At 71.8% G+C, this 15085-nt stretch carries 13 protein-coding genes; 1 reads left to right on the forward strand and 12 read right to left on the reverse strand.

Going from position 1 to position 15085, the window contains the following annotated elements; all coding sequences use genetic code 11:
- Positions 1-32: 32 nt before the first annotated feature.
- The 10 genes from OOJ91_RS28515 to OOJ91_RS28560 all read right to left on the reverse strand — a co-directional run bounded on the left by OOJ91_RS28515 (position 33) and on the right by OOJ91_RS28560 (position 12667).
- Complete coding sequence (locus tag OOJ91_RS28515) at positions 33-1295, reverse strand: hypothetical protein (protein ID WP_266249943.1); 1263 nt, start codon at positions 1293-1295, stop codon at positions 33-35.
- Positions 1292-2194 carry a sulfotransferase domain-containing protein gene (locus tag OOJ91_RS28520; protein ID WP_266251452.1) on the reverse strand — a complete coding sequence of 301 codons (903 nt, stop codon included), beginning with the start codon at positions 2192-2194 and terminating at the stop codon, positions 1292-1294. The genes OOJ91_RS28515 and OOJ91_RS28520 overlap by 4 nt, the downstream gene beginning before the upstream one ends.
- Positions 2195-2202: 8 nt before the next feature.
- A complete protein-coding gene (locus OOJ91_RS28525) occupies positions 2203-3828 on the reverse strand; it encodes a lipopolysaccharide biosynthesis protein (protein ID WP_266249944.1) in 1626 nt (541 codons plus the stop codon).
- Positions 3825-5093, reverse strand: a complete 1269-nt coding sequence (locus OOJ91_RS28530; protein ID WP_266251455.1) for an O-antigen ligase family protein — start codon at positions 5091-5093, stop codon at positions 3825-3827. The genes OOJ91_RS28525 and OOJ91_RS28530 overlap by 4 nt, the downstream gene beginning before the upstream one ends.
- Positions 5094-5189: 96 nt before the next feature.
- Entirely contained in the window at positions 5190-6785 is a 1596-nt protein-coding gene (locus OOJ91_RS28535; RefSeq protein ID WP_266249945.1) for a lipopolysaccharide biosynthesis protein, read from the reverse strand.
- Positions 6778-7329: an acyltransferase gene (locus tag OOJ91_RS28540; protein WP_007458324.1), complete on the reverse strand. Its 552-nt coding sequence runs from the start codon at positions 7327-7329 to the stop codon at positions 6778-6780. Before OOJ91_RS28540 ends, OOJ91_RS28535 begins: the two co-directional genes overlap by 8 nt.
- 94 nt (positions 7330-7423) lie before the next feature.
- Complete coding sequence (locus tag OOJ91_RS28545) at positions 7424-9361, reverse strand: hypothetical protein (RefSeq protein ID WP_266249946.1); 1938 nt, start codon at positions 9359-9361, stop codon at positions 7424-7426.
- A 225-nt stretch (positions 9362-9586) separates the two neighbouring features.
- Positions 9587-11293 (reverse strand): glycosyl hydrolase, encoded by a 1707-nt coding sequence (locus OOJ91_RS28550; RefSeq protein WP_266249947.1) that lies wholly within the window; start codon positions 11291-11293, stop codon positions 9587-9589.
- 174 nt (positions 11294-11467) lie between these two features.
- A complete protein-coding gene (locus OOJ91_RS28555; protein ID WP_266249948.1) occupies positions 11468-11809 on the reverse strand; it encodes a hypothetical protein in 342 nt (113 codons plus the stop codon).
- Positions 11810-11830: 21 nt separating this feature from the next.
- A complete protein-coding gene (locus OOJ91_RS28560) occupies positions 11831-12667 on the reverse strand; it encodes a shikimate dehydrogenase (RefSeq protein ID WP_266249949.1) in 837 nt (278 codons plus the stop codon).
- A gap of 154 nt (positions 12668-12821) precedes the next feature.
- Here OOJ91_RS28560 and OOJ91_RS28565 point away from each other — a divergent pair, with 154 nt between their 5' ends.
- Positions 12822-13313 carry a peptidoglycan-binding domain-containing protein gene (locus OOJ91_RS28565; protein WP_266249950.1) on the forward strand — a complete coding sequence of 164 codons (492 nt, stop codon included), beginning with the start codon at positions 12822-12824 and terminating at the stop codon, positions 13311-13313.
- Between the two features lie 88 nt (positions 13314-13401).
- Here the strand turns inward: OOJ91_RS28565 and mltG are convergent, their stop codons facing one another.
- Positions 13402-14601, reverse strand: a complete 1200-nt coding sequence (mltG, locus tag OOJ91_RS28570) for an endolytic transglycosylase MltG (RefSeq protein WP_266249951.1) — start codon at positions 14599-14601, stop codon at positions 13402-13404.
- Positions 14601-15059: a Holliday junction resolvase RuvX gene (ruvX, locus tag OOJ91_RS28575; RefSeq protein WP_266249952.1), complete on the reverse strand. Its 459-nt coding sequence runs from the start codon at positions 15057-15059 to the stop codon at positions 14601-14603. Before ruvX ends, mltG begins: the two co-directional genes overlap by 1 nt.
- Positions 15060-15085 lie beyond the last annotated feature (26 nt).

Raw genomic sequence — 15085 nt, forward strand, 5'->3', positions numbered from 1 at the left:
CGACGCGCACCCGGCGTCGTGCCGTCTCCGGTTCAGTCGCTATGTCGTTTCTCGATGACGTCCAACAGTGCGGGATGCAGCGCGCCGTTCCAGCCGGCGCCGGCGTCCGCCAGCCGCCACGTCCGCAGCCACATCTCCAGCAGGTACGCGTCGGCCACCAGCCGACGCTGCGCCGGGCCGAGACCGAGCCCCGCGCCGTGCCTGTCCACCTGAGCGTCCACCGCCGCGACGGCCACCCGCGCCGGTTCGGCGCGCAGCACCAGCGACCGCTGGAAGGCGTCGTGCGCCAGGTCGAAGCCGACAGGCACGTCCGGGCCACTGTGCTCCCAGTCCCAGGCCACCAGCCGGCCGTCGTGCGTGCCCAGGTTCCACGGCACCCAGTCGCCGTGCCAGTGGCCGAACTCGACGGCCGTGTCGCCGTGCCGGCGGGCCAACTCGGCGACGGCGGCGACCGCCCGCGCCCCGGCCGGCTCGGCTCCGGCGGCCCGCTCGGCCTGAGCGGCCAACCGGGCCAGGAACGTCGAGGAGGCCAGCGGTCGGGGCGTCCCGGCCGAGGCGCCCCGGCGGGCGACCGCGAGCAGCGCCGCGATCCGCGGCGGATCGTCGGAAGGCACGCCGCGTACGTCCGGCGGCAGCGGTTCGATCACCGCGACCGTCTGACCTGCCCACGCCGTCTCGGTGAGCAGCCCCGGCGGCACCGGATGGTCGGCGACGCCGGTCACCGCGCGCAACGCCCGCAGCGCGCTCGCCTCGGCGGTGACAAGCGCGCGGGTGGCGTCGTTCCAGCCGATCTTCGCGTAGCCGCGCGGACGACCATCGACTGTGAACAGTTGCAGGGTGGGTTTGACGTTCGGGTCCGGCGGACGGACACCGCACGCGGCCAACAGCGGCGTACCGCCCAGCGCGGCGGCGAGCCGCTCGGTCAGCAGCAGCTCGGCCACCGGCGCACCCACCGGCACCGAGACGGTGAGCGTCGGAAACGGCGCCAGACCCGCCCCACCGAGGCGGGCCAGCCCACCGAGCGCCGCCCGCAGCGCCCGCACCTTCGGCGGCCGCAACGCGTTGTACGCAAGCAACGACGCCGCGCCGGCCCGGGGTGCGCCAAGCGGCACGAGGAACCGGGCCCGGGCCACCGACGGCACCACCGCGTACCGGGCCACCGCCCGATGCCCGGCCGGCAGCGTGCCACCCACAGTCAGGCCGACCCGGTCGTCCGGGAACACCGCGCGGCTCACCCAGCCCAGCCCGTCCACCCGGGACCGGGGATCGGTGGCCGGGATGACAGCTGTCGTCACGCCGCCCGGTCCGCCCAGTCGAGGTCCAACCCGAGCCGCTCGCGCAGCGCGTCGTTGTACGGGCGGTAGTAGTCGGTCAGCTCGGCGCGCAGGGCCGGCTCCAGAGGGGCGGAGCGCCTGTCGTTGTAGACCCTGAAGTTCGGCAGGTCGTACGGGGGCAGCCCGAGGAAGTCGAGGGTGCGCTGGTAGGTCGCCCGGGAGTCGCGGTACAGGTCCTCGCTGGGCAGGAAGAGGATCTGCGCGGAGTCGAAGCGCTCAAGCCACGGCTCCAGGTGCTCCAGGTAACGCCCCCGGGCCCGGTACGTGTACCAGTCGTACGCCTCACTGAACGCCTCCGGCTCGGCGATGAGCCGCTCCCGCTCCCCCGCCGTGCGCTCCGGCTCGGCGGCCAGCGCGGCGGCGAAGTCAAGCGGCTCGATGCCGTGGGTGCGGCGCTCCTTCCAGTGCGAGTACGCCCGCTCGACCGGGTCGCGCAGCAGCACGATCAGCTTCACGGTCGGGATCAGCGCGGCGACCCGCTGCGCGGCGAGCGGGTGGAACATGTAGAGCGGGGCGGCCTCGCCGACCCGGACCGGCCCGCCGTGCCGCTTCGCGAGGGCCTCGCGCTGCCGCTCGGTCGGGAAGTGCGAGCGGTACCACGCCTCACCGCGACCCCAGTGCTCCTCGAAGTAGTGCGCCGACTTGGTGTTCCACGCGGGAAAGAGCCGGGGCACCAGGGGGTGCTGGATGAGGTAGTTCCACAGGGAGGTGGTGCCGCCCCGCTTGGTGCCGATGATCAGGAAGTCCGGCAGGGGTCGCCGGTCACTGGTGCGTACCCCGTAGTCGACCAGGGACTCACGCACCCGGGTGGTCACCTGGGTCGGCACCAACTGCTTGACCCGGTCACGGATGGACGCCACGATGGCCCTCACCTGCCTCTCGTCGATTCCGGGGCCGACCCGGCGGCCGTGGCCGCGTCGTCCGACCCACGGATCTGCCTCATGGTCACCCGGATGCCGGCGCGCACCCGGGGCAACGTCAACATGCCGACGCAACCGGCAAGCAGCACGCCCAGCGCCACTGCCAGGCCGGGCAGGCCACGGCCCCCGGCCAGCACGCCGACACCCGCCGCGAGGCCGACACCGCCGAGGGTGGCCGCCGCCGCGCGCAGCGTCGCGGCGTCGACAAGCGGCTCGGCGACCACCGCACGGGCGAACGCCGCCGCGGTGAGGTTCTCGGTGGCGATGCCGGCGGCCCAGGCGAACGCGGCGCCCGTCGCGCCGTGCCCGGGGATCAGCCAGAGCCCGAGCGAGACGGTCACGGTGAGCCCGGCCACCGTGGAGACCAGGTGCAGGCCGCTGCGCCCGCCCATCAGCAGCAGGCTCTGCACGTTGCCCACGCCGGTGTTCACGAGCATCGCCAGCGCGAGCACAGTCATCGCCGGCACGCCTGCGGTGAACTCCGGGCCGAACAGCTGCAGGAACGCGAGCGCGAACACCGCGAGCAGCACGTACACCGGCCAGGACAGCACCAGCCCCCAGGTCGTCAACTGCCGGTGCACGGCCGCCGCGGCGGCCCGCTCACCACGCCCCAGCAGCCGGGACAGCTGCGGCGACACCGCCACCCGCAACCCCTGCATGGCGAGCTGACCGGCCAGCACGTACCGACCGACCGCGCCGAAGACGCCCGCGTCGGCCGGCCCGGCAAGCACCGACGTCAGCAGCACCCCCACCCACATGCTGCCCGCGTCGATGGCCGCCGAGGCGGCCCGGGGCAGCGCGAAACGCCAGAACGTCGACCAGTCGGCCCGGACCGGTCGCAGCGCCGCGCCCCGGCCCAGGCCGAGCGGGCCTGCCACCAGGGTGAGGCAGGCCAGCAGCGCCAGCGCCGCCGGCACCAGCCAGCCGGTCATCCCGGCGAGCAGGCCGCCGCCGGCCAGCGCGGCGGCGCCGACAAGCGCCGGGCGGGCCACCGGCAGCAGGAGGAACTGCACGCCGACGTACGCGCGGATGGATCGCACGCAGCGCAGCGCGGCCAGCAGCAGGGTCATCGCCACCACCACCGGCACGGCGGCGAAGGTGAGCGTCAACAACGCGTCGCCGTGCTCGCCCGAGCCCCGCAGCAGTCGAGGGGCGAGCGCGTCGGCGCTCTGCGCTCCCACGGCGGCGACCACGAGCCCGGCCAGCAGCGGTGGGATCAGCGCCACCGGTAGCACCTGGGCCGCGTCGCCCCGGACGCCGAGACGACGCCGGGGCAGCGCCCACATCAGACCGGTCTCCGCGCCCAGCGTGCAGACCGCGGTGGCCACGGTGACCACGCCGATCGCGGCGAAGAACGCGCCCGCGCCTGTCGTCCCGTACCCCCGGGTGATAACCACGGCCAGCACGAAGCCGAACAGTCCGCTGGTGGCCGCGCCGAGCAGCCCGGCCACGCCGCTGCGTGCGCTGCGGCGGGTCTCGGCCGCGCCGATGTCGACAGTGCCGACGGCGTCGGGCGGCTTGCGGCGCGGCCCGTCGGGGCCGGCGCCGGCCGGCGGCCGGGTGGCGGCGGTCATGCCGGCACCGCCTTACCGGCGGGGCGCGGCGGACGCGACCGCGGCATGGTCGTGAGCCGTTCCCGTTCGGCGAGCGCCATGGCGAAGGCGACCGCGAAGAACGCGACAGACAGGTTCTGGTTGGCCATGCCGTAGAACGGGACCTGCACGAGGCAGACCACAGGCACCACCGCCAGCCACTGCCCGGCCGCCGAGGTCGCCCGCGCGCAGATCACCGCGGCGGCGACGAACCAGGCCAGGAAACACACAAGCGCCGGTACGCCGTGACTGAACAACACCATCCACAACTGCCCCTGGGTGCCGATCGGCGCGGCAGCGGAGACCGTGTCCACGTTCACCGGCGCGCCGTAGCCCAGCCACGGCGAGTCCTGCACGCGGCGGATCACCTCGGCGTAGAGCGACAGGCGGTCCGTGTTGGTGTCGCTGGAATCGACCCGCTTACTGATCAGGTCGGTGATCGGGATGAACAGGGTGGCCAGCGCGCCGATGACGACCACGCCGACGATGGACGCGGCGACCCGGACGTTGCCGCGCAGGCTGGCCCGCACCCCGAGCACCGCGAGACCGGCGCCCAGGCTGAGGAACATCGCCCGATTCAGCGTCAGGAACGCCGGCGCCAGCGACAGCGGCAACGACGCCAGCAGCGCCCAGCGGAGCAACCCCCGACGGCGCAGCATCGTGTACGCCACCACGCAGGGCAGGGTCATGGCGTACGCGCTGCCGTAGTTGTTGGTGTACGAGAACGGCGCGGCCGGCCGGTAGATCGGGTTGAGCGAGCGCTCGCTGTACTCAGCGGTCCTCAGGTGCACCATGTCCCGGATGAACGGGGTACGGGCCACCCCGCTGGGCAGCAGCACCTCCATCGGGGTGGTCATCCCCAGCCGGGGCACCAGCACCCCGAGCCAGCCCAGCACGACAAGCGCGAACCAGAACGCGCAGAGCGGGGTGAGCACCGCCACCAGGTCGGCGCGTTCCCGGGCGGCGACGTAGACGTAGACGGCGACCACAAGCGCGGTCAGGTAGAAGGCCAACCGCAGGGCGAACGTCAGCAGCGAGGCCGGCGACGGCAGCTGGGTGGCGCTGACGACCACGATGGCCAGGAACAGCAGCCAGATGCCGGACGTCGGTGGCAGCGGCACCCGACCCCGGGTGAGCAACAACGCGAGCAGCAGCGCGCCGAGCAGCGGCCAGCCCAGGTAGAACGCCCCGAGCGCCCACCAGAGCGGCACCAGCCCGAACATCAACGCCAACGGCCAGAGCGGCAGCCGGGCGGGGGGTGGGGTCGGTGGCGCCGGCCCGAGGGCGGCGGCGGCCTCGCCGGGTGGCGGCTCGGTCGCCGGGGCACGGGTGACCGACACCTGTCAGGCCCGGCCGTTGCGGGTGAGCACGAAGCCCAGCGGGGTGACCCCGGCGGCACGCAGCCGCTCGACGAGCCGCCGCAGGTCGCTCTGCCGGGTGCGGTCCCGCTCGACCACCACCACCGCGCTGCCCTGCCGGGCCACCGCCACGCCACGCTCGTCGGACTCCGCAGGTGGGGCGTTGAACAGCACCAGCCCGTGGTCGGCGCCCTGCCGCCAGGTGCCGAAGCGGACGCTGCCCACCCCGACTGTCACCTCTTCGGCCGACGCCGGCCGGCCGTTCTCAGGCGCGGACGCCACCCGGGGCAGCGTCAGCGTGGCGTCCGGGTCGGTGGACGGCCGGGCGCCGGGCGGGTGGGGGGAGGGCCGCCGAGGGGCGGGGCCCTCCGCGGTGGCGCCGGCGGGGCTCGGAGCGCCGGCCGGGCGGGGCTTGGGCACCGGCGGCCGGGACGGGTCGATGGGCAGCCGCCCGCGGTCGGCCAGGACGGCGGCGCGCAGGCGTTCGGAGCGGCCGCTGTCGTCGGCGACGAAGACCTCCCGGCCGTCGGCGGCGAGCGCCACGGCCAGCCCGGCGGTGAGTGCCGTGGCGTCCTCCCGGGCGGTGACAAGCGCGACCCGGGTCGGTTGGCGGACCCGCTCGGCGACGGCCATCGCCACGTAGCGGATGTCCGCGTCGACGGCCCGGGGGCTGCCCCGAAACGCCGGCCGGCGCACCGTGCCGAGCAGCGGCAGGCCGGTGGCGTCCCGACCGTCGCTTACCGAGCGGACCCGCCGGTCGGTCGACTCCCAGGCGTACGCCAGCACGACGCCGATCAGCGCGCCGCCGAGCAGGCCGGCGACCAGGTAGAGCGGCCGGTGCCCGGCGGAGGTGGCAAGTGCCCGCTCGGCGGTCTGCGTGATCCAGCCGGGGTTGACGTCGACCGCGGCGATCTCGGTACGGGAGGAGTTGAGCTGGGTGAGCTGGTTGTTGATTCCGGACAGTTCGGCAAGCGCGGCGTCACCGGCGGCGGTGCCCTTGGCGCTGCTGACCCGCTTCTGCACGGCGGTCTGCTGGGCGGCGACCTTGGTGATGCTGGCGTCGTAGGAGCGCAGCATCTCGGCGCGCTGCTGCTCGTACATGGTGCGCCGCACGTCGAGGTACGCCTGCGCGGCGAGGTTGGCTCCCTGCACCGCCCGCTGCGCGTCGCGCGCCTGGTAGGTGAAGCGCAGGATCTGCCCGCCGGTGGGGACCTCGACTTCGAGGGCGTTGCGGATCTCGCGCGGCTCGCCGTCGACGGCGTCGGCGAGGCGCTGGACCACCTGGGTGCCGGTGGCGAGGCCGCTCTCCACGTTCATGTTGACGGCGCGGTCGGCGCCCGCACCGCTGGGTGTGAAGGCGTCGGTGACCACCGGGCGGACCGCCACCACAGCGCTCGCGCTCACCGCCGCCGGGACGAGCAGCACGTAGCCGAGGGCGGCGAGCAGGCCGACCAGGGCGACCGCGACCACCAGCCGCAGCCGGTGCATCGGCACCCGCAGCAGGTCGGTGAGCGTGACGGAACGGGCGGTGCCGGAGGACGGGCTGTCCGTCGGCCAGGAGGCGGGCGTCGCGTCAGTCATGGAACTTCTTCACCGTCTGTTGAGGATTGCCGACGACGACGACGCCCGGCGGCACGTCGGTGCGCACCACAGTCGCCGCGCCCACGACGCTGTCCCGGCCGACGCGGACCCCCTTGAGGACGAGGGCGTGCGCGCCGATCCACACGTTCTCCTCGAGGACGATCGGGGCACGCGTGGCCGGGCCGGGTGGGGCGTGCCGCTGCTCGGGCGGCAGGTTGTGGAAGTCGTTGTCGAGAAGCTCGCAATCGGACAGCAGGCACCGGTCTCCCACAGTCACCGACGTCCAGGTGCCGATCCAGGTGGCGTTGAGCAGACAGTCGGCGCCGATGCGTACCTCGCCGGGGCCGGCGAAGCGGACCAGTTTGTTGAGCCGGCTCCGGTCGCCGATGCTGACCCGTACGCCCCGGCGCAGCCGGATCCGGCCTCGGATCTCCACGTCCCGGCCGAGCGTGAGCCGCCGGTAGCGCAGCCTGTACCAGGCGCGTTTGAGCGCGAAGACCAGGTGCACGGCGCGTTTCGCGCGGATGCCAGCAGCGCCGACCAACGACCCTCCCCCACATCGTGGGGTCGGCGGCGGTGGTCCCGCCGCCGACCCAACGTGAACAATCTACCGACGCTCCGTTACGAACGGTGGACCGTTACTGCACCGAGAAGAACAGCGAGGGGGTGGACCAGGACAACTCGGGCGTCGCGGTGGCGATGACCGTCGCCGTGGTGCCGTCGACCACTGCGGTCGGCGCGGCCGTCGGGTCGAACGGCGTACTGCGCAGCGTGCCGTCGGTGGCACCGTAGACGATCCGACCGCCGACCCAGGCCATGCCGCGCACACCCGACCAGGTGACACCTGTGGTGGGCAGCGCGAACTCGGTGGCGCCCAGATAGCTGCCGTCGATCTCGAAGTAGCGGTAGTAGAGGTTGTTGGCGCCGGTGCGGGTGTAGTAAAGCCGACCGTCGAGATAGAAGGCGCCGGTCAGCAGCGCCGGGTTGAACCAGTCGTTGTAACCGGACGCCTCCCACGGCGATCCGATCGCGCCGCCGTTGAACAGCGAGATGTCGATCCGGCTGCCGGTGGGCGTGCCGGCGACTGTGTGCGCCCAGTAGATCCGGTCGTCGACCCGCCAGGTCGCGCCCGCCGCCGTGTACGCGGGCTGGCTGGTCGCGGTCGCGGTGCCCAGCGCGGCGCCGTCGAACGGCACCTTGGTCACGGCGCCCGGGGCGGTGGCCACGTAGAGGTTGCCAGTGGTCGCCGACGGCGGGTTCTTCGCGGTGAACGTGCGCCCGCCGGCGAGCGGGAACATGCCGAGCCGCCCGTGGTACTCCTCGCCCATGCCGTCGGAGTTGTGCCCGAAGTAGAGGCCGTCCGAGCCGCGCCAGAGCACCGGCACCGCGGAGCCCCAGGCGGTGGTGCCGGCGGGCATCGAGGCGCTGCCGCTGCGGCGCGGGTTCCAGTTCACCGGCAGGCCGGTGGCCGGGGTGACCGCGCCGATGCCGAGCCTGTCGATCGCGCCGTTGCCGGCGGTGTCGCTGGCGTTCGGGTTGTTCAGCCACCGGAAGTGCCCGCCGAGGTAGATGACGTTGTCGGCCACCTCGACAGAGGTGATGGTGTCGTTACCGGTGAAGTCGATCCAGGTGGCGAGCTGGCCGGCGCCCCGGGCCGGGGTCTCGAAACGGGCCAGGGCGTCGCAGTAGGCGGTCGGCCAACCGCCGCCGCCGTTGGAGCCGACCACGAACCAGTTGCCGTCCTCACCGAACCGCACGTCCTGCACGTAGTGCACGAACGTGGCCGGGGCCGCGCACGGCGGCACGTACTTGTCGGTGCTCCAGTCCAGCACCGTCGGGGTGCCGGTGAGGTCGACGAGCGCGATCTGGTTGCGCGGCAGGTCGTTGACGAGCGTGAAGTTGCCGCCCAGCACCAGGGTGTGGCCGTCCGGCGTGACGTCGATCGTCCACACGTACGACGTGGTGCTGTTCCGCCCCACTGTGGCGTCGACGGCGAACGTCGGGTCGATCGCGCCGGTCGTCGCGTTGAGCCGGGCGAGACCGGCGTGCGCGGTGCCGTTGAGCCAGTTGAACGCGCCGGCCACGTAGAGCGAGTTGCCCGACAGCACCAGGTCGCGGACGGTGCCGCCGTCGGAGCGCCCGACCCAGCTGTCGATTGTCGCGCCGGTCGCGGGGTTCAACGCGACCAGGTTCTTGCGGGAGACGCCGTTGACGTTCTTGAAGGCGCCGCCGACGACGAGCGTGCCGCCGGGGCCGGCGAGCAACGTGTTGACCGCGCCGTCGAGCACCGGCAGGAAGGTCGTGGACATGGTGCCGGTGGTGCGGTCGTACGCGAAGAGGTAGCGCTGCGTGATCCACGGGGAGCTGGCGGTCTGCCGGAGCTGGGTGAAGCTGCCGCCGACGAAGACGGTGTTGCCGACCTGCGCGAAGGCGCGGGTCTCACCGTCGCGGGCGTGCGGGGTCGTGTCGCTGGGATTTCCGGACACCAGGGTCGCGGTCTCGGGGACCGGCACCACCGCCGCCGAGGACACCGAGGGCACGCTGAGCACCGCGGCGACGGTCGCCAGGGCGACCACCCCCGCCCGAGTACGACGTCGTCCTGACAACCGCCACAAGTGCGAGAGTTTGGGCACGCTGCGCCTCCAAGATGGATGAGAACCCGAGGTAGCGTGCCTCGCCCAGCCTGGTAGGCGCATCCGCCGATTGGGCGGTGCATGAATCTGCTAGCCGACAGAACGCCGGAGGATCAGCCAGCGAACTCCCGATGAACGGTGTCGGCGTTCACGATGTCGTCATCTCGTTCAGCGGCTCCCTCCGGTGGGCTGCCGCAGGTACGCGTCCTTGCCGGCCTGCGTGAAGCCGGCCACTGCGGACGCGTCGTGGTTCATCGTCATGTCACAGGTCGCCGTGCGGGTGGTCATGCCCGGCGAATTGAAGTAGATGGCTGCCTTGATCTTCGGGTGAGCCTTCAGGGCCGCCGGGAACTCCTGGAACCAGCGCTGCTTGGCTCCCTTGTCGGCGGAGTTGAAGTTCGTGCCGAACTCGGCGAGCATCCGCGGCTTGCCGGCCCCGATGCCGTTCTCGTCGAGCCACCGGTAGAAGCCGTCCACAGTCGTGCTCGGGCTCTTCCACACGGTGCTGCCGTTGCAGACGTGGAAGTTGTACGGGTCATAGGCCACCCAGTCGACGTACCGGTCGCCGGGGTACAGGCCGGCGTACCGGGAGTAGTGCCCGGACCAGCCCATCATCGTCCACACCCAGACCGCGTTGTCCGCGCCGGCCTTGGCGAACCGCTCGTACACGTACTTCCAGGCGCGGACGAAGTCGGCGTCGCTGCCCTTGTTCGGCTCGTCCTCCGGCTCGTGGTCGAAGCCCAGGAACACCGGCACCTTGGCGGCCCGGATGCGGCCGGCGACCGCGTCGATCGTGGCGTCCTGCCGGCCACTGTAGACATCGGACCACTTCAGCGTCGTACCGGCGGAGAAGTCGCGCGACTCCCAGGCGAAGAACATCAGCCGCCCCTCGCGCATCTGCTGCGACTCGTACGCGTCGGGGAAGGCGCCGTTGCTGCCGGCGTTGGAGAAGTCGTGGTAGCGGTGCACGATGTCGAACTTGCGCCCGACCTGCGCCTCGACGTTCGCGATGGCCTTGCCGTGGTCCCAGCCACTGCCCGCGTTGGCGGGTGAGTACATCCCCCACCAGGCGCCGCAGGAGGGGACGAGTGTGTCCGACACCTGGCCGCACTTGCCGGACGGAAGTTCCGGGCTACCCGTGGGCGTGGGCGTGCGGGACGGCGCGACCGTCGGCGTGGGCTTGGGCGCGGCGGTGGTCGGCGGCGCGCTCGGCGAGGGCGGCGGCGTCGGACGGGTCGTCGGCGTCGACGACGGCGGGGTGCCGAGGTCGTAGCTGATCACCAGGCTGGGCCGCAGGTCCGGGTTGCGGTTCTCGACCGACCCCCAGTAGACGCGTGTCTCGAGGCCGGTCTGGGCGAGCGACACCGTCCAGGTGCCGTTGCCGGTGACCAGCTTGGAGACGTCCCACTCGTTGACGCCCTTGGCCACGCCGGTCACGGTGTCCAGCGCGGCCCCCGCCGTCGCCGGGGTCGGGCGCGTCTCGCGGGCGCTCAACGCCGAGGCGTGCGCCGTCACCGTGGCGGCGAACTGCTGCCAGGCGTGCATACGCAACGTCGCCCGGACGTTGACGGCGGCGGCCGGAACTGTGGTCACGGCGAACTCGACGACCGCCTCCCGGCCACCACGCGGGTTGCCGTCGCAACGCGCCGGGCAGGTCGCCAGGGTCGTCTTGGTGGCGTTGTCGCCGTCCTGGGTCACCACCGTCGCGGTGGTGTCGGCCACCGCGCGGATCGACAGATCGTCGCTGGCCAGCAGCGGCATCATGGTGGCCACGATGCCGGCCACCACCGCACCCCCGACCACGCCGATCGCGATCGCCTTGCGCCGGGGACCGTTGCGGAGCCGGGTGATGCGGTGCAGTCCATGCCTGGTCAAGGAGAACTCCCTGTGTCTGCTGCGATAACCGTGAGCAGCGTATCGACGACCAGGGCATGTCGCGGGCAGGACAGTTTCCCGTAAGCGCGTCTTAACCGTCAGCTAAGGAAGGCCCACAGCGGAGACTTCAGCGTGGTCAGACGCCGATGGGTCGTCGAACGCACCGCCTGGTCGTCAGCTACGGCGTTGCAGGAGTCCAGCGACCAGGAAGGTCACGCACGGGACGAGGAGCAGCGCCAGCGCGTAGAGCGGCACCGAAAGGTCGAAGGTGAGGTACAGGGCCACTCCCACCAGCCACAGCGCCGTGGCCAAGCCGCCAAGCAGCAGATGCTGCCTGCCACCGTCGTGCGGCCGCACCACACCCGAGCGGCCCTTCCGCCACAGCTGGACGACCACGACAGCAGCCACGATGGCAATGACTGCCACAAAGGGCCAACCAAGTGAGCCGTACCCGAGCGCGGCGACCAGCACCAGCACGCTGAGGGCACCGATGGCGAGAAGCATCAGGACGGACATCAAGACCCCCGGCGAAAGGCGTCAGGCGACGGGTGCGGCCGCCAGCGCGGCGGCCATCGCCGCCCTCGGCGCGACCACGCCGGTGAACTGCTCGAACTGCCCGACCGCCTGGGCGAGCAGCAGGTCCAATCCGGACACCACCCGCAGGCCGGCCCCGAGGGCGGCCGCGGCCATCGGCGTGGGCCACGGATCGTAGAGCGCGTCGAAGAACACCGCCCCCGACCGCCAGGTCACGGCACCGGCCAGTGGATCGGCGACCCCCTTCGGCACAGTGGAGACGACCACGTCGGCGGCCGCGAGATGCCGAGGCGCGTCCGCCCAGGCGCCAACAGTCAGCGCGATGCCCAGCGCGGCCGCCACCGGACGCAGCTCGTCGACCGCCTCCGGCCGGCGGGCCACCACGCTTACCGACGAGCAGGCCAGCCGCGCGGCGGCGGCGAGCGCGGCGCGAGCCGTTCCCCCCGCGCCGAGGACTGTCAGGGCGGCGCCGGGCACCACTCCGGCCCCGGTGAGCACCTCGACCATGCCGCCGACGTCGGTGTTGTCCGCGTACCAGGAGCCGTCCGGTCGGCGTACCAACGTGTTGGCCGCGCCGACGGCGACGGCGACCGGCGACGCGGCGTCGGCCACGGCGAGCGCCGCCTCCTTGCCCGGCATGGTCACCGACAGCCCGGCCCACTCCGGGCCCAGGCCGGCGACCAGGGCCGGCAGCTCCGCTGCCGCGCACTCGATCCGGGTGTACGACCAGCCGGCGAGCCCGGCGGCGGCGTAGCCGGCGGTGTGGATCACCGGGGACAGCGAGTGCGCGATGGGTTTGCCCAGCACCGCGGCCCGACGGGCCACCACGGTCCGCGTCATGTCCGCCCCCCGTACACGTCGCCTCGACCCTACCCACCGCACCGACCGCCGCACCACCCTTCGTCGACCGCGCCGACGGTTTTTCGCTTGACGTTTCATCGACGCCGATGAAAGCATTCGGCGCAGGACGATCGATCGAAAACTGGGGGGAACCATGAACAAACGGATTCTGCGCGTCCTCATCGCGATTGCCGCGGCCTTCAGCATGTCGCTGCTGGCGGCCGCGCCCGCGCGTGCGGACAGCGCGGCGGGCAGCTGGTCGGACAACCACGAGCTGTGCGCGTCCAGCTCGTGCGTCCGCGCCGGCAACATCGTGCGGCTCTGGCAGTCCATCATCTGGGCGGACGACCTGAGCGGCACCGTCGGCACCAGCTTCATCGACGGCGAGTACGGCTCCAACACCGCCGCCAAGACCAGGACCTGGCAGGACGTGATGAACATCGGCATCGACGGGTCGGTCGGGCCGCAGACCTGGGGCAAGGCGTACGGCGCGGTCAACCGCAACACCGGCTACGACACGAGCACCCAGACCGGGTACTTCTACTACGGGTACAACCGCACGTTCGCGCTGCGCAAGCAGAACAGCAACGGGGTGTGGACGTTCCTGAACCCGCGCACCGGCTCGTGGACCGGCACCAGCCACTGACAACGACACCGTAAATAGTGTTTCCGGCCTGACCAGAAAGGCTCCCTTCCCGGCGCGGGAAGGGAGCCTTTTCGGTGCTCGGAAATCGTCAGATGATGCCGGCCTCGCGGGCCCTGGCCTCGTTGCGCTGATGTTCAGAATACGTATCGGCGAAGGCGGAGTGGCCCTGCTTGTCGATCGCCACGAAGTAGAGCCACTTGCCCACCGGCGTGTCCATCGCCCCTTCGAGCGCCTGCTTGCCCGGGTTGTTGATCGGGGTGGGGATCATGCCGCGCAGCTTGCGGTTGTACGGGTTCTTCGGGTCGTCAAGCTCGGACGCCGTCATCTGCTTGGACGACTTCGTCGGCTTGCCGATCGACTCCAGGTAGTAGTTGACCGTGACGTCCATCTCCAGGCAGTTGCAGTCGAACTCGCCGTACGCCCGGTTGTAGGCCACCCGGGCGACCTTGCCGAGGTCGTCCTTGTTACCGGCCTCGGCCTGCGCGAGCGACGCCACGATCAGCGCCTCGTACGGACTGACCTTGCGTTCCTTCTGCACCCGGTCGGCGAACTTCATCTCGCCGGTCACCGAGAGGAAGTTGTCCACCATCAGCTTGAGGATGCTCTCGGCGGTGGCCTTCGGCGGGATCTCGTACGTGTCCGGGTAGAGAAAGCCCTCGACGGACTTGACGACCTTCTTGCCGTCGTCGCGCTTGAACCACCAGTCCGGGACGCCGAGCGCCTCCGGGTCCTTCGCGGCGGCCTGGAAGTCCTTGACCGGGATCTTGGTCTTGTCGGAGAGCAGCTTGTAGATGTTCATGCTGGTCCGACCCTCGGGGATGGTCAGCCCGTTGACGATCTTGTTCTTCAGGTCGAGCATCGCCGTCACGGCGCTCGCGCCGCTCATCTGCTTACGCAGCTTGTACGTGCCCGGCTGGATGTTCTTGCTGCGGGAGTTGGCCTCGGCGGCCTCGATGAACGCCTTCTGGCTCTTCACCACGTCGGCGGCCACCAGGGCGTCGGCCATGTCGGCGAGCAGCGCGCCGTTCTTGATCTCGACGGTGATCTCGCCGGACCCGGCGCCGTCGTAGTCGGGGGTGACGAAGTAGTTCTGGATCCGGTCGAACCCGTAGAACGCGCCGCCACCGATGCCGCCCAGCAGGAGCAGGGCCATCAGCAGCGCCAGGAAGGTCTTGCCGCGACCCCCGGAGCTGGAGCCGCCGTCGCGCTTACGGACGAAGCTGCGCCGATGCCGGCCCTTCTCACCCCGGTCCGGCTCGTCGAACCCAAGGTCCAGATCGTCGATCATTACGTCCGCCTCCGCTGCGCGTCCAGCCAGCTCTGCAGGATCTCCACCGCGGCCGCCTGGTCGACAACCGCACGTTGACGTTTACCTCGGACGCCACGTTCGGCAAGCCTACGAGAAGCGACCACGGTCGACATCCTCTCGTCGGTAAGCGTTACCGGTACGGGCGCTATCACGTCGACCAGTCGGTCAGCGTACGCCTTCACCCCGACCGCCGCGGGACCGTGTTTGCCGGCCAGATTGACCGGAAGGCCGACGACAACCTCGACCGCCTCGTGTTCGGCCACCAACGCCACGAGCTGGGCAATGTCGCTCGGCACCGCGTCCGGCGCGGCGGTGAGATCGCGGGCGAGGGTGACAAGCGGCGTGGCCAGCACCCCGTCCGGATCCGAGCGGGACACCCCGACCCGCACCTGGCCGACGTCCACGCCGATGCGAACACCCCGTGTGAACCCGCTCACCGAAGGTCACCCCTCGGCTGTCGACG

The sequence above is a fragment of the Micromonospora lupini genome (assembly GCF_026342015.1).
GTDB lineage: Bacteria > Actinomycetota > Actinomycetes > Mycobacteriales > Micromonosporaceae > Micromonospora > Micromonospora lupini_B.

Coding starts and splice junctions, on each gene's coding strand:
- OOJ91_RS28525 (WP_266249944.1), bottom strand. CDS start 3,828: ATGACCGCCGCCACCCGGCCGCCGGCCGGCGCCGGCCCCGACGGGCCG.
- OOJ91_RS28535 (WP_266249945.1), bottom strand. CDS start 6,785: ATGACTGACGCGACGCCCGCCTCCTGGCCGACGGACAGCCCGTCCTCC.
- OOJ91_RS28555 (WP_266249948.1), bottom strand. CDS start 11,809: ATGTCCGTCCTGATGCTTCTCGCCATCGGTGCCCTCAGCGTGCTGGTG.
- OOJ91_RS28560 (WP_266249949.1), bottom strand. CDS start 12,667: ATGACGCGGACCGTGGTGGCCCGTCGGGCCGCGGTGCTGGGCAAACCC.
- OOJ91_RS28565 (WP_266249950.1), top strand. CDS start 12,822: ATGAACAAACGGATTCTGCGCGTCCTCATCGCGATTGCCGCGGCCTTC.
- mltG (WP_266249951.1), bottom strand. CDS start 14,601: ATGATCGACGATCTGGACCTTGGGTTCGACGAGCCGGACCGGGGTGAG.